This is a genomic window from Phytohabitans maris (assembly GCF_031085175.1).
Classification (GTDB): Bacteria; Actinomycetota; Actinomycetes; order Mycobacteriales; family Micromonosporaceae; genus Phytohabitans; species Phytohabitans maris.
Map to the genome: position 1 here is coordinate 44,303 of NZ_JAVHUY010000047.1, position 21,766 is coordinate 66,068.

The 21,766-nt window shown below is 73.5% G+C and carries 8 protein-coding genes and 1 pseudogene; 1 reads left to right on the plus strand and 8 read right to left on the minus strand.

The genetic code is table 11. The annotated features are described in order from the left end of the window. Positions 1-78: 78 nt before the first annotated feature. Positions 79-1,140 (minus strand): FAD-dependent oxidoreductase, encoded by a 1,062-nt coding sequence (locus RB614_RS35640; RefSeq protein ID WP_308717099.1) that lies wholly within the window; start codon positions 1,138-1,140, stop codon positions 79-81. 260 nt (positions 1,141-1,400) lie between these two features. Further along, entirely contained in the window at positions 1,401-6,290 is a 4,890-nt protein-coding gene (locus RB614_RS35645; protein ID WP_308717100.1) for an NAD-glutamate dehydrogenase, read from the minus strand. Positions 6,291-6,491: 201 nt separating this feature from the next. Here RB614_RS35645 and RB614_RS35650 point away from each other — a divergent pair, with 201 nt between their 5' ends. Then, positions 6,492-8,408, plus strand: coding sequence for a penicillin-binding transpeptidase domain-containing protein (locus RB614_RS35650; RefSeq protein WP_308717101.1), 1,917 nt, complete (start codon positions 6,492-6,494; stop codon positions 8,406-8,408). Positions 8,409-10,961: 2,553 nt separating this feature from the next. Here the strand turns inward: RB614_RS35650 and RB614_RS35655 are convergent. The 6 genes and pseudogenes from RB614_RS35655 to icmA form a co-directional block, all read right to left on the minus strand. After that, positions 10,962-11,892: pseudogene (locus tag RB614_RS35655) on the minus strand (arginase family protein); the annotation flags it as partial. A gap of 9 nt (positions 11,893-11,901) precedes the next feature. Next, the gene (locus RB614_RS35660; RefSeq protein WP_308717102.1) at positions 11,902-12,816 is read right to left on the minus strand and encodes a tetratricopeptide repeat protein; all 915 of its coding nucleotides are present in this window, start codon (positions 12,814-12,816) and stop codon (positions 11,902-11,904) included. Between the two features lie 104 nt (positions 12,817-12,920). Then, complete coding sequence (locus RB614_RS35665) at positions 12,921-16,061, minus strand: hypothetical protein (RefSeq protein WP_308717103.1); 3,141 nt, start codon at positions 16,059-16,061, stop codon at positions 12,921-12,923. Further along, on the minus strand, positions 16,058-19,120 hold the full coding sequence (locus RB614_RS35670) for an FtsX-like permease family protein (RefSeq protein ID WP_308717104.1): 3,063 nt from the start codon (positions 19,118-19,120) through the stop codon (positions 16,058-16,060). Before RB614_RS35670 ends, RB614_RS35665 begins: the two co-directional genes overlap by 4 nt. Before the next feature lie 71 nt (positions 19,121-19,191). Further along, positions 19,192-20,034, minus strand: coding sequence for an ABC transporter ATP-binding protein (locus RB614_RS35675; RefSeq protein WP_308717105.1), 843 nt, complete (start codon positions 20,032-20,034; stop codon positions 19,192-19,194). 51 nt (positions 20,035-20,085) lie between these two features. Then, positions 20,086-21,759 carry a coenzyme B12-dependent isobutyryl-CoA mutase large subunit gene (gene icmA / locus RB614_RS35680; RefSeq protein ID WP_308717106.1) on the minus strand — a complete coding sequence of 558 codons (1,674 nt, stop codon included), beginning with the start codon at positions 21,757-21,759 and terminating at the stop codon, positions 20,086-20,088. Positions 21,760-21,766 lie beyond the last annotated feature (7 nt).

Sequence of the window (21,766 nt, forward strand, 5' to 3'; positions counted from 1 at the left end):
CCTCCAGCACGCCACGGCGGACTGCCGGCGAGGGCGCCGTGGCTCCGCGTCCGTACCGCTTGCAGGACGCTGGATCGGCTACCGCGCGGCAAGCTCCGCGGCCCGAAGCCCGGTGGTCACCACAAACTTGAAGCCATGTCCCGAACACGCGCTGAGCAGGACCGTGCCGGGCAGTCCGGGGCAGTGCGTCACCACGAAGTCACCGTCAGCGGTGCTCGTGTAGTGGCAGATACGGCTGGACACGGGCTCGACGCGCACGGCGCCGAGGCGGCGCTGAAATGCCAGCGCCTGGACGTGAGCAGCATCGTGATCTGCCGCGTGGCCGGTGATTTCCGCAGGATTCACCGCTGGTCCGGGCGCGTGGCTGCCGACGACATGCAGTCCACTCGCGGTATTGACGATCCCGTAGCCGTCGTCGTTTACCAGGTCTGTCCAGATCAACTGCCGGCCGTCGCCGATCGGCTTATCGGTGGCGAAGATGACCTGTTGTTGTCGGGTGACGCTAAGTGGAATGGGTGGCTCGGGAACGAGGTCGTGCACCCAAGGGCCTGCCGCGACTATGACCCGGTCCGCCAGAAAGGTCCGATCCCCGGTCTCGACCCGCAGTCCGGCCGCGCTTTCGACAATCGAGCGTGCCTGGACACCTTCGAATATCCGTACGCCACTCGCCCGGGCGGCCAGCGACAGTGCGGCGAGTGCGGCCTTGGGTTCGATTACCGCGGCTCCGATTTCCAGCACAGCCCGCTCGTCCGGCGCCAGATTTATGCCGAGCCGGTCCAGGTGTGAGTCACCCTGCCGAAGGACCTCATAGTCACGACCCGTGGCCTCCAGAGAGGCGACGATCGACGCCATCCGCTTCGATCCCGACCGGCCGATGTTGAGCCCGTCGCAGCGACGGAGGAGGGAAACGCCCGTCCCCTCCTCCAGCATTCGCCATAGCTCTTCGGCCTCGACGAGCAGGCGGGAGAACTTCTCGTCCTCGTACGCATACCGCAGGATCTTGACCAGCCCATTGGAACTGGCGGCCGGATGCCCGATCCTGCGCGCCTCTAAGCAGACAACCGAGAATCCCATTAAGGAAGCGGCCCACGCCGCGGATAACCCGGCCGCCCCAGCCCCGACCACGATCAGGTCGCCCATCGATCTTTGCGATCCGCCCATCGTGGGTCCTCCCACGACGAGTATACGGGCGTCCGTGCGCCGCATATCAAGAGCGCAAACGGCTCACGGCCCGCAGATTCGATGACCGAAATGTGGCTGATGTCAGGGGCGCACAAGCCATTCTGTCATCGACACATCCCCTCAGGATGAAGGCCGAACACAAAGATCACCAATCGACAGTCGAGATACCGACTTTTCTCGCCCGCGTCATTGTGCCGAGCGGCACGGACCACGCCCTGTCACGCCGCGGCGGTGCGGACGAGGGTGCGGATCTGGCGTAGCAGCACCGAGAGCGCCGCCAGGTCGGCCGCCGAATCGGCGAACTCCCCGATCGCGTTGCGGGTACGGGCGATCGACGAGGTATTCGCCTCCTCCCAGGCCCGTACCCGTTGCGGCGCCGCCAGGTCGGTGGGCGTGGAGTTGAGCACCTCGGCGGTGAGCGCGGCCAGCGCGGCGTACAGGTCGTAGCGGAGCGCCATCCGGGCCAGCGTCTGCCACCGGTCTTCGCGCGGCAGCAGCGAGATCTTCGACAGCAGCTCGTCCACCCGAAACTGTTCGGACAGGACGAAGTAGACCTCCGCCACCTGATCCAGCTGGTGGCCGGTCTTGTTGGCGACCTCCACGACGTCGAGCAGCCCGAAGCCGTACACCAGGCGGGTGGCCCGCCCGGCGAGCTCCTCGGGCAGGCCGTGCGAGGCGAGTCCGGCCGCGTGGGCGCGCACGGTTTCCCGTTCGCTGCCGCGGAAGAGCGTCTCCAGCTTGGGCATGAGGTGGGCGATGCCGGGGCGGAGCCGCTCGATCTCGCCGGGTACGTCCAATGGGGACCGTCGAGATGAGACCAACCAGCGGACCGCCCGATCGAGCAGGCGCCGGGTCTCCAGGTAGATCATCGTCTGCGCGGACGTCGGCACCTTGTTGTCGAGCGCCTCCACGGCGGCCCAGACGTCGCGCAGGCCGAAGACGTCGCGCACCACCACGTACGCCCGGATGATGTCGGCGGCCGACGCGCCGGACTCCTCGATGGCGCGAAACACAAAGGACGTACCGCCGCGGTTGACGACCTCGTTGGCGAGCTGGGTGACCACGATCTCGCGGCGCAGCCGGTGCTCGCCCATCCGCTCGGAGCAGCGTTCGCGCAGCGGTGTCGGGAAATACTCGGCGAGCACCTCGGCCGCCCACTGCTCGTCGGCGAGCGGGTCGGCCAGCAGCTCCTTCTCCAGCACGATCTTCACGTACGCCAGCAGCACCGCGAACTCGGGCGTGGTCAGCCCGGCCGCCCGCGCGTCCAGCTCCTCGTCGCTGGGGAGGGCCTCGATCTCGCGCTTGAGCGCGCCGGAGCGCTCCAGGTCGGTCAGCATCCGCCGGTGCACGGGCAGCAGCGAGTCGGCCTGCGCCCGCGCGTTGCCGAGCGCGCACGCCTGGTCGTAGTTGTCGCGGAGCACGAGCTTGCCGACCTCGCCGGTCATCTCGGCGAGCAGCGCGTCCCGTTCCGGGATGGTCATCTCGCCGTCGGCGACCGCGCCGCCGAGCAGGATCTTGATGTTGACCTCGTGGTCGGAGCAGTCGACGCCGGCCGAGTTGTCGATGGAGTCGGTGTAGATGCGGCCGCCCCTGTGCGCGAACTCCACCCGCCCCCGCTGGGTCAGGCCGAGGTTTCCGCCCTCGCCGACCACCCTGGCGCGGAGCTGCCCGCCGTTGACCCGGATCGCGTCGTTCGCCTTGTCGCCGACGTCCACGTTGGACTCACTGGCCGCCTTGACATAGGTGCCGATCCCGCCGTTCCACAGTAGATCGACGGGCGCCAGCAGGATCGCGCGCATCAGCTCCAGGGGCGAAAGGGCTTGCACATCCTCGTCGAGGCCGAGCGCCGCGCGCATCTGCGGCGTGATCGGGATGGATTTGAGGGTACGCGGGAAGACGCCCCCGCCAGCGGAGATGAGCTTTTCGTCGTAGTCGGCCCACGACGAGCGGGGCAGCTCGAAGAGTCGCTGCCGCTCCACATAGGAGGTTTCCGGGTCGGGTGTCGGGTCGACGAAGATGTGCCGGTGGTCGAAGGCGGCCACCAGCTTGATGTGGCGGGACAGCAGCATCCCGTTGCCGAAGACGTCGCCGGACATGTCGCCGACCCCGACGGTGGTGAAGTCTTCGGTCTGCGTGTCGACCCCGAGGTCACGGAAGTGGCGTTTCACCGACTCCCAGGCGCCCCGGGCGGTGATGCCCATCTTCTTGTGGTCGTAGCCGGCCGAGCCGCCGGAGGCGAACGCGTCACCGAGCCAGAAGCCGCGCCGCACCGAGATCTCGTTGGCGATGTCGGAGAACGTCGCGGTGCCCTTGTCGGCGGCCACCACCAGGTAGGTGTCGTCCGGGTCGTGGCGCACCACGTCGCGGGGCGGGGTCACCTTGCCGCCGACGATATTGTCGGTGACGTCGAGCAGCGCGCCGATGAAGCGTTTGTAGCACTCCACCGCCTCGTCCCGATCGCCTGGCTTCTTCTTCAGCACGAAGCCGCCCTTGGCCCCCACCGGCACGATCACCGCGTTCTTCACGGTCTGCGCCTTGACCAGGCCGAGCACCTCGGTGCGGAAGTCTTCGCGCCGGTCGGACCAGCGCAGCCCGCCGCGCGCGACCGGGCCGAAGCGCAGGTGTACGCCCTCGAAGCGGGGCGAGTACACGAAGATCTCGAACTTGGGTCGGGGCGCCGGCAGGTCCGGGATCGCCTGCGGGTCGAGCTTGAAGGCGACGTACGACTTGGGCCGCCCGTCGCCGCCGCGCTGGAAGAACGAGGTGCGGAGGGTGGCCTGGATGAGCGTCAGGTACGAGCGCAGGATCCGGTCCTGGTCGAGGCTCTCCACGGCGTCGAGCTGCCTGTGGATCTCCTCGATCAGCTCGGCGCCGCGCTCCTCCCGCTGCTGCGCGGTCAGCGCCGGGCGGGGCGCGAAGCGGGTCTCGAACAGGCGCACCAGCAGCCCCGCGATCACCGGGTTTTCGGTGAACGTGGTCTCCATGTACCGCTGCGAGAAGAACGTGCCCGCCTGGCGCAGGTACTTCGCGTAAGCCCGGAGCACCACCACCTGCCGCCAGGTGAGCCCGGCCCGCAGCACCAGCTCGTTGAGGCCGTCGACCTCCGCCTCACCCCGCCAGGCGGCGGCGAACGCGTTCTCCACGTGCGCCCGCACCTCGGCCAGGTCGCGGTGCGCCTCGGGCAGCTGGAGGCCGAAGTCGTACAGGTAGACGGCGGCTTCGGGGCGGCGCAGCTCGTACGGCCGCTCGTCCATCGCCTTCACACCGAGGGAGTGGAGCACCGGCAGGACGGCGGAGAGGACCATCGGCTCGCCGTACCGGTAGATCTTGAACCGGACGTTGGTAGGGTCCTGGTCCTTGCGAAACAGGTGCATCTCCAGCTGGCCCGGCTCGTCGAGCAGCTCCAGCTTGGCGAGGTCTTTGACCGCCTCGAACGGGGCGTGCTCGTCCTTGTACCCCTCCGGGAACGCCTCCGCGTACCGGTGGTAGAGGCGCTTGGCCTGCTCGTCGCCGAGCTTGCGTTCCAGCACCAGCCGGAAGTCGTCCTCCCAGAGCCGGGTGGCGTCGGCCAGCTCCTCGGCGAGGCCGTCCGGGTCGATCTCGCCCGGCGGGTTGCCCGGCTCGGTGCGCACGATGAAGTGGACGCGGGCCAGCGTCGACTCGGTCACCCGGGTGGTGTAGTCGACGCCGATGCCGTTGAGCTCACGGAGCAGGATCTCCTGCATCTTGAGCCGGTTTTGCGTGGTGAAGCGGTCGCGGGGCAGGTAGATGAGGCAGGAGATGAACCGCCCGTACCCGTCCCGGCGCAGGAACAGGCGCAGCTGGCGGCGGCCCGCCATGCGCAGCACCCCGATGACCGCCTGGTACAGGTCGTCGGTCTTGATCTGAAAGAGCTCGTCCCGCGGGTACGTCTCCAGGATCTGCAGCAGGTCCTTGCCGGAGTGGCTGCGCGGCGAGAGGCCGGAGCGGTCGAGCACCTCGGCGACCTTGCGGCGCACCACGGGCAGGTCGCGCACGCTCGTGCGGTACGCGGCGGTGGAGAAAAGCCCCAGGAAGCGCCGCTCGCCGACCACGTCACCGGCCGCGTCGAACATCTTGATGCCGATGTAGTCCAGGTACGCCGAACGGTGGACGGTGGCCCGCGAGTTGGCCTTCGTGATGATCAGGAGGCGCTTTTCCAGCACCTTCTCGTAGGCCTCCGGCGTCATCGAGGAGATCACCCGGGGCGCCGTCTGGTCCTGGCGCAGGATGCCGAGGCCGGTGCCGAGCACCGCCTCCAGCAGCCGCTCCCCGCCTTCGCCCTCGACGAGCTTGTACTCCCGGTACCCGAGGAATGTGAAATGGTCGTCGGCCAACCACCGCAACAGTTCGACGGAGTCCGTGATGTCCTTTTCTGGCACCGGCGGGCGGTCCGGGGTGTTACGCCCGGCGGCGAGCTGGTCGGCGATGGCCGTCGCCCGGCGGCGCATCTTGGGCCAGTCTTCGACGGCCTCGCGCACGTCGGTGAGGACCCGCTGCAGCTCGCGGCGGAGCTGGTCGCGGGCGACCGCGTCGCGGACCGGGTCGACCTCGACGTGCATCCAGCTCTCGACGATGTCGCCGTCGATCGCGTCGTCCGCCTCGACCTCGGCGGCGACCTCGGTGAGCTTTCCGAGCGGCTCGCGGCGCACCACGATCAGCGGGTGCACCAGCACGTGTACGTCGAGGTGGTGGGCGGTGAGCAGGGCGGTCACCGAGTCGACCAGGAACGGCATGTCGTCGGTGACGATCTCGATCGCCGTGTGGTCGTCGGCCGTACCCGGCTCGCTGATCCGCAGCTTGAGCTGGCCCGGCACCCGCTGCTCGGCGAGCTCGCGGTGGCTGCGGGCGGCGGCGAGCATCTCCTCCGCCGTGTAGCCGATCAGCTCCTCGTCCGGCGCGAACCGCCAGAACCGGTCGACCAGCGCCGCCGCGTCGAGGTCGTCACCGGCCAGCGCCACAGCCTGCGCGACCAGGCGCTCGGTGCTCGGGACGGGCTCGTCGATCTCGGCGTCCTCCACCTCGTCGACGCTCGGCAGATCAGGAAGCGTGCCGTCCGCGATGGTGTCGACGCTGGCGCCGGCGCCCATCCGGTCCTCCGACGCTGAGCCTCGGCCACGCCCACCGGGCACGATGTCCGCACGCCGGACCATGGGTGCACACTCCCCCCTCGCCCACCACGCTGTGGGCGGTCTCCGTAAAGACTAGGCCCTTCCCGAGTACCCGGGCCCAGCCGGGATAGGCACGGTGCGGGGCGTCGATGAGCAGGGCGGGCGTACTACCGTCACGGCATGCGTGTGACTTACGGGGTGGCGGCGATTGTGCTGGCCGCGGGCGTTTTGACCGCCTGCGGCAGCGATGACGGGCCGGAAAAGAGCGTCGACGCGTTCCTGTCCGGGTGGCGTTCGGGCAATCTCGACGCGGTGGGCTTCATCGACCCGGGCGGGCAGAAGATCCCGGCCGCCGACGTGGTGACCGAGATCAAGGCTCTCTCCGGCGAGCTGGCGGCGACACCCCCAGCACTCGCCGTCGAGGGTGAGCCGTCGATCACCGAAAACATCGCCACCAGCACGGTCAAGGTGGACTGGACACTGCCCGGCGGGGCGCACTGGACGTACCCGACCACGGTCCGGCTCAACAAGGGCTCCGACGACAAGTGGCAGGTGATCTGGGAGCCGAAGATCGTTCAGGAGAAGCTCACGGCGGGTGACGAGTTCGCGATCGAGCGGGAGACCGCCGACCGGGCGCCGATCCTCGACGCCGCCGGCAAGCCGATCGTGGAGTCCCGCCCGGTGGTCGTGGTCGGCGTCGAGCCCGGCAAGGTCGCCGGCATGCAACAGCTGGTCAAGGACCTGGACGCGGCGTTCAAGTCGGTCGGCGTCGAGGTGGGTCTCGCCGACCTGCCGGCCCGGGCGGCCGCCGCCGACCCGACCCACTTCGTCGAGGTGGTCACGCTCCGCAAGGAGGTGTACCTGAAGATCCGCCAGCGGCTGCAGGACCTCCCGGGCACCCACTACCGCGAGGAGACCCGGTACCTGGCGCCGACCCGCGAATTCGCCCGCGCGCTGCTCGGCACCGTCGACCCGGTACAGAAAGAGGACATCGACAACAACCCGGGCAAGTACGTCGTGGGTGACGTTGTCGGGCACGGCGGGCTCCAGGAGCGGTACGACGACCAGCTGCGCGGCGGTGTCGGGCAGATCGTGAAGATCGTGCGCAAGACCGGCGAGGGCACCGAAAAGACCACGGAAGAGGTGGCGGAGGTGTTTCGGGCCGAGCCCAAGCCGGGCGCCCCGCTGAAGACCACGCTCGACACCAAGATCCAGCAGGCGGCCGACGGCGCGCTGCGCGGTGTGGGCGGCGGCACGCCCCGGACGGCCGCACTGGTGGCGGTGCGCGTGCACGACGGTACGGTGGCCGCCGTCGCCAACACCGGCGACGTCAACCTCGCCTTCAACGCGTCGGTACCGCCCGGCTCGACGTTCAAGATGGTCTCCGCACTGGCCCTGCTCGACAAGGGCGCGGTCACGCTCGACACGAAGGTGAACTGCCCGAAGAACGCCACGGTCGACGGCCGCTCGTACAAGAACTCGCACGACATGGCCCTCGGCAGCGTCCCGTTCCGGGTCGACTTCGCCCGCTCGTGCAACACCGCGTTCATCGGCCTCGCCCCGAAGCTCGGCGACGACGGGCTGGCCACGGCCGGACGCTCGCTGGGGCTGGAGGGCACGTGGAACCTGGGCGTGGACGCGTTCAGCGGCAAGGTCTCCACGGGCGGCTCGGCCACCGAGCGCGCGTCCGCGTCGTTCGGCCAGGGCACGACGGTGGTCAGCCCGCTGGCCATGGCCGCCGCGACGGCCGCGGTGGCGCGCGGCCAGTGGCAGCAGCCGACGATCCTGACCGAACCCGCGCCGGCGCAGAAGGCGGCGCCCGGCCCCGAGCTCAACGCCGGCTCCGCGGAGGCCGTCCGCACGATGATGCGCGAGGTGGTCACGAGCGGTACCGGGTCCGCGCTGAAGGACGTGCCGGGCCAGCCGGTGTACGGCAAGACCGGCACCGCCGAGTTCGACAACAACCCCGCCAACACACACGCCTGGTGGGTGGGGTGGCAGGGCGACATCGCGTTCGCCGTCTTCGTCGAGAAGGGCGGCGACAGCGGTACGAGTTCGGTCCCGGTCGCGGAGAAGTTCCTGCGCGGCTTGCGCTGATCCCGGCCCCGGCCTCATCGGGCCGGGCCGGCGTCTTGACCGGCGCTCGGAGATCGCCTTCCTGGAGCGGCTTCGCGGCTCAGCCGATCCCGCCGGGTGGGGCCTTCCTGGAGCGGCTTCCGGGTTAGGCGATCTCGCCGGGTGGGGTCTTCTTGGGGCGGCGCAAGCGGCCGGGTCCGGCTTTGGCGGGCGGCCCGAACGGCTCGAACGCCGGCACCGGCAGCGACCCACGCCTTCCCCGGCCGCCGTCCGGTCCTTCACCGCTGCCGCGCGAATCGGACGGTTCCGCGCCGTTCTCGTGCGGGGCCGGCTCGGCCTCGTCTGCCTCGTCGCCGTCGCGGGCAGGCGGCTTCGGCTCGTCTTCCTTCCACGCCGCCTCGGCCTCGCCGCCACGGCGGAGCTTGGCCGGCCCAGAGTCGGCGACCCGCCGGATGCCAGCCTGCCCCGACGCGGCCCGACGCGCGGCCCGCTCCGCCGGCGTCCCGCGCCGCGCGGCCAGGTCGGCGGCGACGTCCATCCAGGCCGACTCGGCCTTGCGGCGTAGGGCCGATTCCGGCTCGCCCTTGGCCCGCCGGGACGCGGCCGTCTCCCCCTTGCGATCCGCGCCGCGCCCGGCCTCCCCCGTGCCCCGCTCGGACGCGGGCTGGCCGCTCTCGCCTGCGGCCCCGGCACGCTCGGCCTCCGCCCCGCCAAGCTCCGATCCAAGCTCGCCACGCCCGGCTTCGGCTCCACCACGCTCGGCCCCGCCGCGCCCGGCTTCGTCCTTGCCCTGCTCAGAGCCGCTCCGCCCGGCTTCGGCCCCGTTTCGCTCGGGCCTTGACCCGCCGCGCCCGGCTTCGTCCTTGCCCTGCTCAGAGCCACTCCGCCCGGCTTCGGCCCCGTTTCGCCCGGGCCCCGACCCGCCGCGCCCGGCTTCGCCTTTGCCACGCTTGAGCTCGGGCCCGCCGCGCTCGGCCTCGACCCTGCCTTGCTCCAGTCCGGCCGCCGCGCGGCCCGAGGCCGGCGCGGCCGGATCCGGGTCTGGCTTCGCGCGTTCCAGCGTCCCTCGTCCGGCGCCCTTGGGATCCAGCTTCCGGGTCTCGTCCCGACTCCGCTTGGTGGGGTCGGCCTTCCCGCGCCCGTCCCGGGCAAGCCCGGCCGCGCCAGCCATCCCGCGCTCGCCGCCGGCGCCCGCCTTCTTGGTGGCGTCGCCCCTTCCACGCTCGTCCCCGGCAAGCTCGGCAGCGCCAGCCGTCCCGCGCTCGTCGCCGGCGAGTCCGGTGGCGTCCACCCTCCAGCGATCGTCACCAGCAAGCCCGGTGGCGTCCGCCTTCCCACGCCCATCCCGGGCGAGCTCGCCGGCATCCGGCTTCCCGCGCTCGTCGCGCGCGGGTTTGGTGACGGCAGCGGACCGTGGCCGTGGGGCGTCGTCCGGGGCCTTGCGCGCGCTCGGCGGCTTCCGGATGCCGGCAGCTGCCGCGGCAGCGGCCAAAACCTCGGCCGCCGCGCTGTCGCCCAGGAGCGGTGGCGGCGCGGCACCGTCCCTTGTGGATCCAGCCGGGACACCAGGCCGGCCGGAGGTCGTGCTGGTCGCGGACCCCGACGCCGCGCGGGCTCCCGACGCCGCGCTGGTCGCCATGCCCGCGCCGGACTCCGCGTCGAGCGGCTTGCGCGCCGCCGGTGCGACCGGGCCCGGCCTCCCCTCCGCCGGCTCCGGCGCGGACTCGCCGACCTCCAGCGCGGACTCGCCAGACGCCGCCCCCGAGCCAACGCCAAAAGGCGCGGACTCGCCAGACGCCGCCCCCGAGCCAACGCCAAAGGGCGCGGACCCGCCGACCTCCAGCACGGACTCACCAGACCCCGACACCGAGCCAACGCCAAAAGGCGCGGACCCGCCGACCTCCAGCACAGACTCACCAGACGCCGCCCCCGAGCCAATGCCACCGGCCTCCGGCGCAGGCTCACCAGCCCCTGAGACCGGGCCGACGCCCGAAGCCGACCCAGAGCCGACGCCCGAGGCGGACCCAGGCCCCGACCCAGAGGCGGCATCCAAAGCGCCCCCAGATCCAGAGCTGGCCTCCAAAGCAGGCAGGGACTCCGCCCCAGAGCCACCATCCAAGACAGGCAGAGGCTCCGGCACGGAGCCACCACCCACGGCGGACACGGCGCCGTCGCCCGAAGAAGACGCGGGCCCTGACAAAGACCCGCCACCCACAGTGGACACCGGACCCGACCCGGGGCCGAGGTCCAAAGCGGACACAGCGCCCGGCACGGCACCACCGCCAGAGGCCGGCGGCGGCGAAACGTCGCGGTCCGATGCCGGTGTCACGTCCGAGGTCGACCCGCGCTCGCCCATGTCCTCGGCAGCCGGCAGCGGCGGCGGCACGCTATCCGGGGTCTCGTCCGCCCAACCCTCCGATCCCGCCGAAGGCCCCACCACGTCCGCAGAAGGGTCCGGTCCGAGGCGGGAGGATGAGGATAAGGCCGCAGCCCCCGGCGAGGAGTCCGGGTCCGCGCGTTCAGCCACCCACGGGACAGCGTCCGGCGGGCCGGAGTCATGCGCGCCCGTGGCAGAGGGTGCGGGGGGCGAAGCGGCCATGCGGACCGGGGCCAGGCCGGCCACCACGGTCTCGACGATCTCGGCGGCGTACGAGCCGTCCGGGTCGTAGTCGGGGTCGAAGACCGTGATCTCCACGCCCATGCAGCGCGGGTTGTCGACCAGGCCGGACAGCAGCAGCTCCAGCTCCCCGAACGCGATGCCGCCCGGGTCCGGGGCGTCCACCGCGGGCATCACGGCCGGGTCCAGGACGTCCACGTCGACGTGTACCCAGTAGCCGGCGCAGTCGCTGAGCTGGTCGCGGGCCCACTGCGCGGTGCGGGCCGCACCCTCCACGCGCAGGGCGGGCACCGGGCGGGTGATGATGCCGGCGGCCTGGAGGTCGAGCCGGTACTCGTCCTGGGCGCGGATGCCCAGCACCACCACGTCGACGTCGCGGAAGTACGGCCGGCGGCCCTCGATGCCGGCCAGGTCGGCTTGACCGCGCCCGGTGGCCAGGGCCAGGTCCTCGCCGGCGGCGGCACCCACGTACGAGGCGTTGCCGGGGTGGCGGAAGTCGGAGTGGCCATCGACGAACACCAGCCCGATCCGGCCGCCCACCACCTCGCCCTGCCGGTGCATGGCCAGGGCGGAGCCGAGCAGGATGGAGCAGTCGCCACCGAGTACGACCGGGAACTCGCCGGCGTCGATGATCGAGCCGATGCGGTCGGCCAGGGCGAGCGAGTACGCCGCGATCTGCTCGGCGTGGCACACCCCGTCGCCGGGCCGCCAGTCGCCCGGGTCGTACCGCGGTGGGGTCAGGCAGCCCGCGTCGCGGGCGGCGAGGCGGGCTACCAGGTCGTGGTCGCGCAGCGCGCCGGGCGCCTTCGCACAGCCTGGCACCGACGTCTCGGTCGGCGGGCGCAGGCCGAGGTTGGACGGTGCGTCGAGGATGGCGATGCGGCGCATGGGCGGCCGCTAGAAGAGCGCGCTCGCGAGGGCCCGCCGTGCGCTGGAGACCGCCGGGTCGTCGGGTCCGGCGATGGTGAACAGCGACAGCAGATGCTTGCGGATCTCCTCGCGCTCGTCGCCGAAGGTGCGGCGGACCAGGTCGACCAGCCGCTTGTACGCCTCGTCGGCGAGCCCACTGAGCACCTCGACGTCGGCCGCGAGCAGCTGGGCGGGCACGTCGTCGGGCTTGGCCTCGGCGGCGGCGAGCGCGGACCGCGGGTCGACGCCCACCACGCGGCGGGCCAGGGCGACGTGCGCCAGCCCGGCCTCGGCGGCCATGTCGGCCGGCGACTCGGCGAGGATCTTCTTGTACGCCCGCTCGGCCGTGTCGAGGTCACCGGTCATCAGCGCGTCGTCGGCCTCGACCAGCCGCGGGTCCTCGGGCGCGGCCGGGGCCTGCACGCCGCCCGCCTTGAGCACCGCGTCGATCCACTGGCGCAGCTGCGCCTCGGGCACCACGCCGGTGAACGCGTCGACCGGCTGGCCACCGACCACCGCGTACACCATCGGGATGCCCTGGACCCGAAACATCTGCGCGAGCCGCGGGTTGGAGTCGACGTCGACCTTGGCGAGCACCCAGGAGCCGCCACCCTCGACGGCGAGCTTTTCCAGGATCGGCGAGAGCTGCTTGCACGGCTGGCACCACTCGGCCCAGAAGTCGATGACGACGGGTGTGGTGAGCGACCGCTCCAGCACCTCGCTCTGGAACGTAGCCTCGGTGACGTCGATCACAGTGACACCGCCGCCGCCGGGCGGCCCCCCGGGTGCACCGGGCTGGGCCGATGCCTCGCCGCTGGTGGGTGCGGGTGCGGGAGTGCGCAGCGCGCTGAGGTCGACCGCGCCGCGGGTGAAAATCGACGGAGTGGTCCGTGGGTCGCTCATGGTTCCCTAGTCTCGCACGCGCGACGCGCACAGGAACCCACCCAGCGCGGTGGTCACCTCACCGAAACGGTGCCACCCCGACCCGACCCCGGCCAGCACAAGCCTCACCCGCCGGAGCCGCGCGAGCCCGAAGCCCCAGAGCCGCGCGGAGCCGAAGCCCCAGAGCCGCGCGAACCCGAAGCCCCAGAGCCGCGCGGGGCCGGAACCGCGGAGCGGCGTAGAGCCGAAGCCGCTGACCCGCGCGGGGCCGAAGCCGCGGAGCGGCGCAGCGCCATCGACGCGCCCACCGCAGCGGCGGTGAAGCCGAGCGCGGCGAGCGCCGCGGGCAGCGCCGCGGCCGAGGGCGACGGCCAGCGTGGCAGTGCGAGCACGAGCGAGTCGTCCACGAAGACGGGCAGGTAGCCGCCGGCCAGCCACCAGGCCACGACGGCCGCCACCGCGCCGGTGACCAGCGCGGCCACGACCACCGGCAGGTAGGTCCAGAGCGCGGCCCGGCCGACCACCCGCGCCGGCAGCCCCTGGAGGCGGAGCGCGCGCATGTCCTCGGTGGTACGCCGCCGGTCGACAGCCGCCATGAGGGCGAGCCCGCCGAGCCCGAGCAGCACGGCGAACCCGGCCGCCAGCAGGTGAAACCAGATCGCCAGCGCCGGCGCCCGCTCGTCGAGCAGCGCCCGCGCCCCGGCGACCGTGTCGTCGCCCGCGACCACCAGCCCCTGCTCGGCGAGGCGGTCGGTGACGCCGGCCGGCGCGTCCGGGCGGAGCCACACCTGTGGCTGGGCGAGCCGGGCCGAGCCGCGGGTCTGGCGTTCGAGGTACTCGAGGTCGGTCAGCGCGCCGTGCCCGCCGAGCCGGGGCAGCGCGGTCACCTGCCCGACCACCTGGTGTACGGGCTGGTCGGCGTCGAGGCCGGGAAGCGCCGCCGAGGTGGGGAGGGGGCCGGCCGGCACCACGGGCAGCGGGCTGGGTACGTCCGGGGCGAGTGCCCAGGTCTCCTGCCGGGCCCCGGTGGCGGTCGCGGTCACCGTGAGCCCGTCCGGCCCGGGGGTGACGTCGCCCGGGACGGTCCCCTTCCATCCGCCGGCGGCCAGGTCGGCGGTGGGTACCAGGCCGGGCACCGCGCGGATCACCACGGAGGTGGTCTCCGAGCCGGTGCGCGCGTAGATCGCGTCGAAGCCGAGCAGGCGGCAGCCGGTGGCGCAGGCCGCCACCTCCGCCGTGTACGTGTGCACACCCGGGTCGAGCACCCCGAGCGTCATCCGCACCGCCGCGCTCCCGTCGAGTGGCCGCAGCGACACCGCGACCCGGAGCTGCCCCTCGGGAGTGCCGGGGCTGTCGAGCGTGGCGGTGACCCGGGTGCCGCGCAGCACGTACGGCTCGGGGGTCGCCGGCCGCAGCAGCCGGCTGACCTCGCCCGGGCCCGGCCCGAACTCCGGCCGCCACACCGCGACCCGCTCCAGCCGGGTGCTGTCCACCGCCAGCAGCGGTACGCCGTCCTGGGTGAGCGCGGGGACCACGGCGGCGGCCATCGCGTACCGGCCGTCGGGGTCGACCTCGCGCACGGCGGCCAGCAGCCTGCCCGCGTTGACCGGCAGGAACGTGAGCACCCGGTCGGCGCCGGTCTCGACGCTGGCCCGTTCGGCGCGGGAGCGGGCCGCGACGTCGACCGCCATCGCGGCGAAGCCGAGCAGCGAGGCCGCCACCGCCAGCAGTACGAAGAGGCGGTGGCTGCCCGGGCGGCGGGCCACGTGCAGCGCGCCGAGCGCGGGACCGAGCCGGCCGCGGCGCAGGGCCCGGGCGCCGAGCCGGCCGGCCAGCGGCATGAGCAGGCGGGCCGCGACGAGCGCGATGGCGACCGCGACCAGCGACGGTACGAGCAGCGAGAGCCCCACCAGCTCGCCCTCGAAGCCGCGCAGCTGGAGCACCGCCACCGCGGCGAGCACCACGACGATCGCCTCGATCGCGGTGCCGCGCCAGGTGCCGGAGCGGGCCGGCACCCGGCGGAGCAGGTCGGCGACCGGGCTGGCGAGCTGCTGCCGCTGGGCGAGCAGGGCGGCCAGCAGGGCACCGCCGGTGGCGAGGGCGGCGTACGGCAGGGCGCCGGCGGAGAAGTCCGGCCCGCCGCCGAGGCCGGCGAAGCGGGCCCGGGCCACCAGCCACACCGCGAGCGTGCCGGCGAGGTATCCGAGCGGGGCGCCGGCCAGGATCGCGAGCGTGCTCTCGCCCGCACCCAGCCACCAGCGCACCGGCCGGCGGGCACCGCGGAGGGCGACCAGCCCCAGCTCGTGGCGGCGGCCGGCGGTCCCGTACGCCACCGCGAGGAAGATGACGAACCAGCAGAGCCCGACCAGCGGCACCGCCGCCACCGGCACCACCCGCCGGGCCAGCGCCTGGGCCCGGTCGATGCGGTCGAGCAGCTCGTCGAGCTCGGTCGTGAGCTTGGCGACGAACGCCGACGAGGCGCCGCTGCCATCGACGAGATCCTCGCGCAGCTCGGCGAGGTCGGCGCGGACCACGCCGAGGTGGTCGGCGTCGAGCGCGCCCGCCCCGGGTACGCCCTCGACCGTGCGCATGTCCTGCCGGTGGTCGACACCGTCGGAGGTCTGCCGGTCGACGAAGAGCGGCTCGCGCTCGCTGTCCGGGCTGCCGACGGCGAAGTACCCGGTCCGTCCCCAGTAGACGTTCGTGACGTCGAGCGGCTGGTAGACCCCGGCGACGGCCAGCGTGGCCGGCGCACCGGCGGGGACGTAGCGGCCGGCCGCCTCGCTGTAGGTAGCTGAGGTGATCGTGACGGTGTCGCCCGGCCCGAGGCCCAGCCGGCGCGCGCTGCTCTCGCCGATCACCGTCTCGCCGCCCGCCATCAGGCACCGGCCGGCGACGATCCGCAGGTGGGGGCAGATGTCGGAGCGGAAGACCAGCCAGGAGACGTCCGGGTCGGGCTCCACGCCGAGCACCGCGTACGTCGTGGAGTAGATCGCCTCGAACCCGTCGACGTCGAGCATCCGCGGCACCACCGAGTCGAAGCCCACGGCGGTGACCGTCTCCTGCTCGCCGGCGAACGCGGAGAGGCTGACCGTCTGCTCCATCCGGTCGGACTCGCCGACCTCGGTGCGCACCACCGCGCGGTCGACGGCGCGCAGGTAGGTCGGTCCGGCGGCGGCCGCGCCGGTGGCGAAGAGGCTGAGCAGCAGCACCGCGACCGCCTGCGCCCGGCGCGCGGCGATCATCGCGAACACCAGCCCGATCACCGGCGGCCACCCGCCCCGACCAGGACCTTGGCGCCGGCGCTCCGCGGGGTGGACGCCGCCGGACCGAGCCCGCTCGCCCGGACCAGCTGGGCGGCGGCCAGCGCGCCGGTCACGCCGAGCACGACCAGGCCGCCGAGGCCGGCCGCGAGCAGCGCGGGCATCTGCGGGCCGGTGGAGACCGGGAGCACCGCCCACTCGTCGACGAACACCGGCATCGCCGCCTCCACCAGCGCCCCGCCCAGCGCCGCCGCCGCGGTCCCGATCGCCACGGCGGCGAGCACCAGCACCGTGTACCCGCCGTGGCCGATCAGCCGCACCGCCCGCCGCGACAGCCCTTGCGCCCGCAGCGCGGAGAGCTCGGTCGACCGGTCCGGCCGTTCCACCGCCGCCGCCACGGCCAGCGCCAGCGCGGCCAGCAGCACGCCGAGCGCGCCGGCGAGGAGCTGGAAGCGCAGGGCGAGTGGCGGACCCTGCTCGGCGTACCGCCCCTGGGCCGAGCCGATCGAGTCGTCGGCGAGCACGCCCAGCCCCTGCTCGCGTAGCCGGTCGGCGATCGCGTCCGGCGCGCCGGGAGCCAGCCACACCTGCGCCTCGTCGCCCAGGCCGGGGTCGGCGGCGAGGCGGTCCGCGTACTCCAGGTCGACCAGGAAACCCCGCCCCGGCACCCGCGGCAGCGCGGTCACCGCCCTGGAGAACCGCACCGGCACCTCGTCACCGCCAAACAGGGAGAGCCGCGGGTCACCCGGCGCCCCACCCGCCGACGCGAAGCGGGTGTGCGCGACCGGCAGCGGCACCGGCGAGTCGACCAGGTGGACCAGCCCGGTGCGGGCGGTCCCGCGTGCGCTGGCCGCCGGCGGCGTGGTCAGCTCCAGCACCCCGCCGGCCGCCGCCACCGTGGGACCGCGCGCGTCGAACCGCGCCGGCCCGCGCCACCGGCTCGCGTCGAGCAGCCCGGCCACCGGAGCGCCGCCGCTGGTCAGGGCATGGATCCGGACCTCACGCGCCGCCGGGGGCTCCCCGCCCGCCGCCAGGGACGCCAGCTCCAGGGCGGCCAGCCGGCACCGACCGCCACAACCGGAAAGATCCATCTGGTACGCCGAGCGCCCCACCGCCAACTGTCCAAAGTTGACGGTCAGCGGTGCGCCGCCGGCCGTGACGAGGTGCAGCAGCGCGCGCACCGGCTCGCCCGGGCCGACCAGCTCGGCGTCCAGCACGAGCGCCCCGTCGCCGAGGCGCACCTCGGGCGGCGCCCCGGGCCGCAGCCGGAGCAGGAGATCGGGGAGTGGTGGCCCGTACCCCTCCTGCCAGCTGGCGACCCGCGCGAACCGCTCGGTGTCGACGGCGAGCACCACCTGCCCGGCCTCGCCTGTGCCGTTACGCACCACGGCGGCGGCCTGCGTGCCGGCGGGGTCGGCGGCCCGGACGGCGGCCAGCAGGTGGGCGCGGCTGCGCGCCTGGACGGTGAGTACCCGGTCGGCGCCGATGTCGTGGGTGGCCCGTTTCTCCCGGGCGGTGGCGGCGGCCGACCACCCGCTGGCGGCGGCGCCGAGCAGCGCGACCGAGACGGCGAGCAGCGCGAAGACCCGGTGCGTGCCCGGCCGCCGGGCCAGGTGGGTGGCGGCGAGCGCGAGCGGGAGCCGCCCGGCCCGCAGCGCGCGGTGGCCGACCCGCACGGCCAGCGGCCCGATCGCGCGGGCGGCGGCCAGCGCGACGGCGAGCGCGACCAGCGCGGGCGCGACGAGGACCAGGCCGGTGGACTCGCCGGGCTCGCGGTCGGTCGCGTACGCCTGGTAGACCCCGGCCACCGCGACGACCACCACGACCAGGTCGATCACGTCGGCCCGCCAGCCGCGCCGCCGCGCCGGCACGTGGCGGAGCAGGTCGATGACGCCGGCGCGCATCCCGCCCCGGTCGGCGACGGCGGCTGCGGCCAGCGCGCCGAGCACCGCCGCTGCCCCGGCGGCCAGCGAGAGCGAGGCGGCCTGGCCGGCCCGGTCGGGGTCGACGCCGCCGAGGAGGCGGGCGAGGCCGAGGCCAGCCGCGGCACCGGCGACCGCGCCGGCCAGCATCGGCAGCACGCTCTGCTGGAAGACCAGCGCCCACACCCGCCACGACGCGCCGCCGCGGAGCTTGAGCCAGCCCACGTCGGGGCGGCGCTGCTCGGCGCTGTGCCGTACGGCGAAGAAGAGCGCGAACCAGCAGAGCAGCAGCAGCTGCGCCGCCGCGACGCTCACCCCGAGGTTGACCAGCCACTGCTCCCGCTCGACCCGGTCGACCAGCGCGGGCGCGCGGCTCTCCACCCGCCACTGGGAGCCGGCGCCGCCCTGCTGGCGGTCGATCTCGGCGGCCAGGTCGTAGCCGTCGATGCCGAGGTATGCCTCCACCGGCACCACCACGTGGTACTCGGCGAACAGCTCCGCGGCGCCGGCCCGCCCCACCGTCTCGGCGGTCGTGAAGACCGGGTCGCCGGCGCCGGCGGCCGTGTCGGTGCCGCTGGCGCGGCCGAGGACGCTCCCCGCCCAGTACGGGCCGAGCGGGTCGCGCAGCCGGTAGGTGCCGGTGACGCGCAGCTCGACCGGGCGCTTGCCGAGCACGGTGAACGCGACCCGGTCGCCGGCGGCCAGCCCGAGCTGGGTGGCGGTGCGGTCGCTGACCAGCGCCTCGCCGGCCGCGGCGGGGCAACTGCCGGCGAGCGTGAGGTGCCCGCACATCTCGTCGCGGAAGGCGACCGTGGCTCCCTGCTTGACGCCCTCGTGGGCCAGTTCGCCGGAGACCCGCACCGACGCGGTGCCGCTCGCGCCCCGGATGCCGACCAGGCGGCCGGCCTCGGCCCGCACCCTGGCGTCCGCGTCCGGGGCGCTCTCCACCCGCGCGGTGGCCAGCACGACCCGCTGGACGGCCGGGGCGCCGGTGACGTCGGCGATCGCCACCGAGCGGGCGGCGGAGACCACGTACCACGGGGCGGCGGTCGCGGCGGCGACGGCGAGCGCGGTGAGCAGGAACAGGGTGGCGGCCTGCGCCCGGCGCGCCCGGATCGCGCCCAGCACCACCGCGAGCATGCCGTCTCCTCCCGCTGTCGCGTGATCGAAGCTCCCTTGATGTCGTTCTAGCGACTTGACGGGAGCTTCGATCACAGGTCGGCTTGGCTGCCGCCCACCACCAGGGTCACCGAGCCGTCGACGCGGTCGACGGTGAAGAGCGTGCCGGGTGGAAACTCGCCGAGCACCTCGGGCGGGAGCTGGATCGTGCCGTCGCCGGCCACCACCGCGAAGTCCTGGCCGTCGCGCCCCTCGGCGCCCACCCGCCCGTCGCGGATCGTCACCGCCCGCCCGAGCCGCGCGCCCACCTCGGCGTCGTGGGTGACCACCACGATCGTGGTACCCCGCTCGGCGTTGACCGTCTCCAGCGCACCGAGCACCTCGTCGCGGCCGTGGGTGTCGAGCTGGCTGGTCGGCTCGTCCACGAGCAGCAGCCCGGGCGAGGCCGCGATGCCCACGGCGAGGGCGGCCCGCTGCCGCGCGCCGGGTGGCAGGTCACCGATCTTCGCGCCCGCCCTGCCCCGCAGGCCGACCAGGTCGAGGATCCGCTCCGGGTCGTCGAGCTCGATGCCGGCGGTACGGGCCGCGCGGCGCTGGGCCAGCCAGACGTTGCGGTGCAGCGTCGCGTACGGCAGCAGGTTGCGCGCGGCGCCCTGCAGCACCACCCCGATCTCGGTGCCGCGCAGCCGGGAGATCTCCGCGTCGGTGAGCTTGCCCAGGTCGTACGTGCCGACGCTGACCCGCCCCGCGGACGGCCGCATCAGCCCGCCGAGCAGCGCCACCAGCGTGGACTTGCCGGACCCGGACGGCCCGACGAGCGCCACCATCTCACCCGGGTTGATGGACAGGTCGACGCCGGAGAGCGCCACCACGTCGCCGCCCTCGGCCCGGTAGATGTGCACCACCCGCCGGCACGCCACCGCCAGTCCCGCCACGCGCCCATGCTCGCACGCTTTCCGGGCCCGGGGTGTCCCCAGATCTCGCGGTCAGAAGCGGGCGGGTTCGCGGTAGACGCCCCACTCGGCGCGGAGTACGTCGCAGATCTCGCCGAGCGTGGCCTCCACCCGCACCGCGTCGAGCATGGCGGGCACGATGTTGTCGCCGGTGCGGGCCACCTCGACCATGCGGGACAGGGCCGCGTCGACGGCCGCCTTGTCCCGTTCACCGCGCCGGTCGGCGAGCAGCTTGCGCTGCTCCAGCTCGACCTCGTGCGAGATGCGCAGGATCTCCAACGGCTCGCTCACCGTACCGGTGTGCTCGGTGACGCCGACGACGTGCTTGTCGCCCTTCTCCAGCGCCTGCTGGTAGACGAAGGCGGCCTCGGCGATCTGCCCGGTGAACCACCCGTCCTCGATGCCGCGCAGGATGCCGGAGGTGATCGTGCCGTCCGAGCCCATCGCCTTGATCTTCGCGAAGATCTCCTCGGCCTCGGCCTCGATGCGGTCGGTGAGCACCTCCACGTACCAGGCGCCGCCCAGCGGGTCGGCCACGTTCGTCACGCCGGTCTCGTCCATCAGCACCTGCTGGGTGCGGAGCGCGATCTCGGCGGACTCGTCGGTGGGCAGGGCGAGCGTCTCGTCGAGCGCGTTGGTGTGCAGCGAGTTGGTGCCGCCGAGCACGGCCGCGAGCGCCTCCACGGCGGTACGCACGACGTTGTTGACCGGCTGCTGCGCGGTCAGCGACACCCCGGCGGTCTGGGTGTGGAAGCGCAGCCACAGGGCCCGCTCGTCGGTGGCGCCGTACACGTCGCGCAGCCACCGGGCCCAGATCCGCCGGGCCGCGCGAAACTTCGCGATCTCCTCGAAGAAGTCGACGTGCGCGTCGAAGAAGAACGACAGCCCGGGCGCGAAGACGTTGACGTCGAGCCCTCGGGACAGGCCCAGCTCGACGTAGCCGAAGCCGTCGGCGAGCGTGTACGCGAGCTCCTGCGCGGCCGTCGAGCCGGCCTCGCGGATGTGGTAGCCGGAGACCGAGAGCGGCTTGTAGCGCGGGATGTGGTGCGCGCAGTACTCCATCAGGTCGCCGATCAGGCGCAGGTGCGGCTCGGGCTCGAAGAGCCACTCCTTCTGCGCGATGTACTCCTTGAAGATGTCCGTCTGCAACGTGCCGTCCAGTGTGGACAGATCGGCGCCCTGGCGCTCGGCGGCCACCAGGTACATGCAGAAGACCGGCACGGCCGGGCCGGAGATGGTCATGCTCGTGGTGGTGCCGGCGAGGTCGATGCCGTCGAAGAGCACGTCCATGTCGGCGGCGGAGTCGATCGCCACGCCGCAGTGCCCCACCTCGCCGACCGACTGCGGGTCGTCGGAGTCGCGCCCCATCAGCGTCGGCATGTCGAAGGCGACGGAGAGGCCGCCGCCGCCCGCGCCGAGGATCATCTTGTACCGCTCGTTGGTCTGCCGCGCGTTGCCGAAGCCGGCGAACTGGCGGATCGTCCACGTGCGACCGCGGTAGCCGGTGGGATAGAGCCCGCGGGTGTACGGGTACTCCCCCGGCCACCCGATCCGCTCGAAGCCGGGGACGTCGGCACCGGGCGGTGGGCCGTAGACGGGGTCCACCGCCATCCCCGAGAGGGTGGTGAAGTCGGCGTCGCGCTTGCGGGCCGCGTCGAACCGGGCCTGCCAGCGCGCCCGGCCCGCCGCGATGTCCTCGGCGTTCATGGCACCG

Excerpts from the sequence above, each read along its gene's own strand:
- RB614_RS35640 (WP_308717099.1), bottom strand. The coding sequence starts at position 1,140 with ATGGGCGACCTGATCGTGGTCGGGGCTGGGGCGGCCGGGTTATCCGCG.
- RB614_RS35660 (WP_308717102.1), bottom strand. The coding sequence starts at position 12,816 with ATGAGCGACCCACGGACCACTCCGTCGATTTTCACCCGCGGCGCGGTC.
- RB614_RS35650 (WP_308717101.1), top strand. The coding sequence starts at position 6,492 with ATGCGTGTGACTTACGGGGTGGCGGCGATTGTGCTGGCCGCGGGCGTT.
- icmA (WP_308717106.1), bottom strand. The coding sequence starts at position 21,759 with ATGAACGCCGAGGACATCGCGGCGGGCCGGGCGCGCTGGCAGGCCCGG.
- RB614_RS35645 (WP_308717100.1), bottom strand. The coding sequence starts at position 6,290 with ATGGGCGCCGGCGCCAGCGTCGACACCATCGCGGACGGCACGCTTCCT.
- RB614_RS35670 (WP_308717104.1), bottom strand. The coding sequence starts at position 19,120 with ATGCTCGCGGTGGTGCTGGGCGCGATCCGGGCGCGCCGGGCGCAGGCC.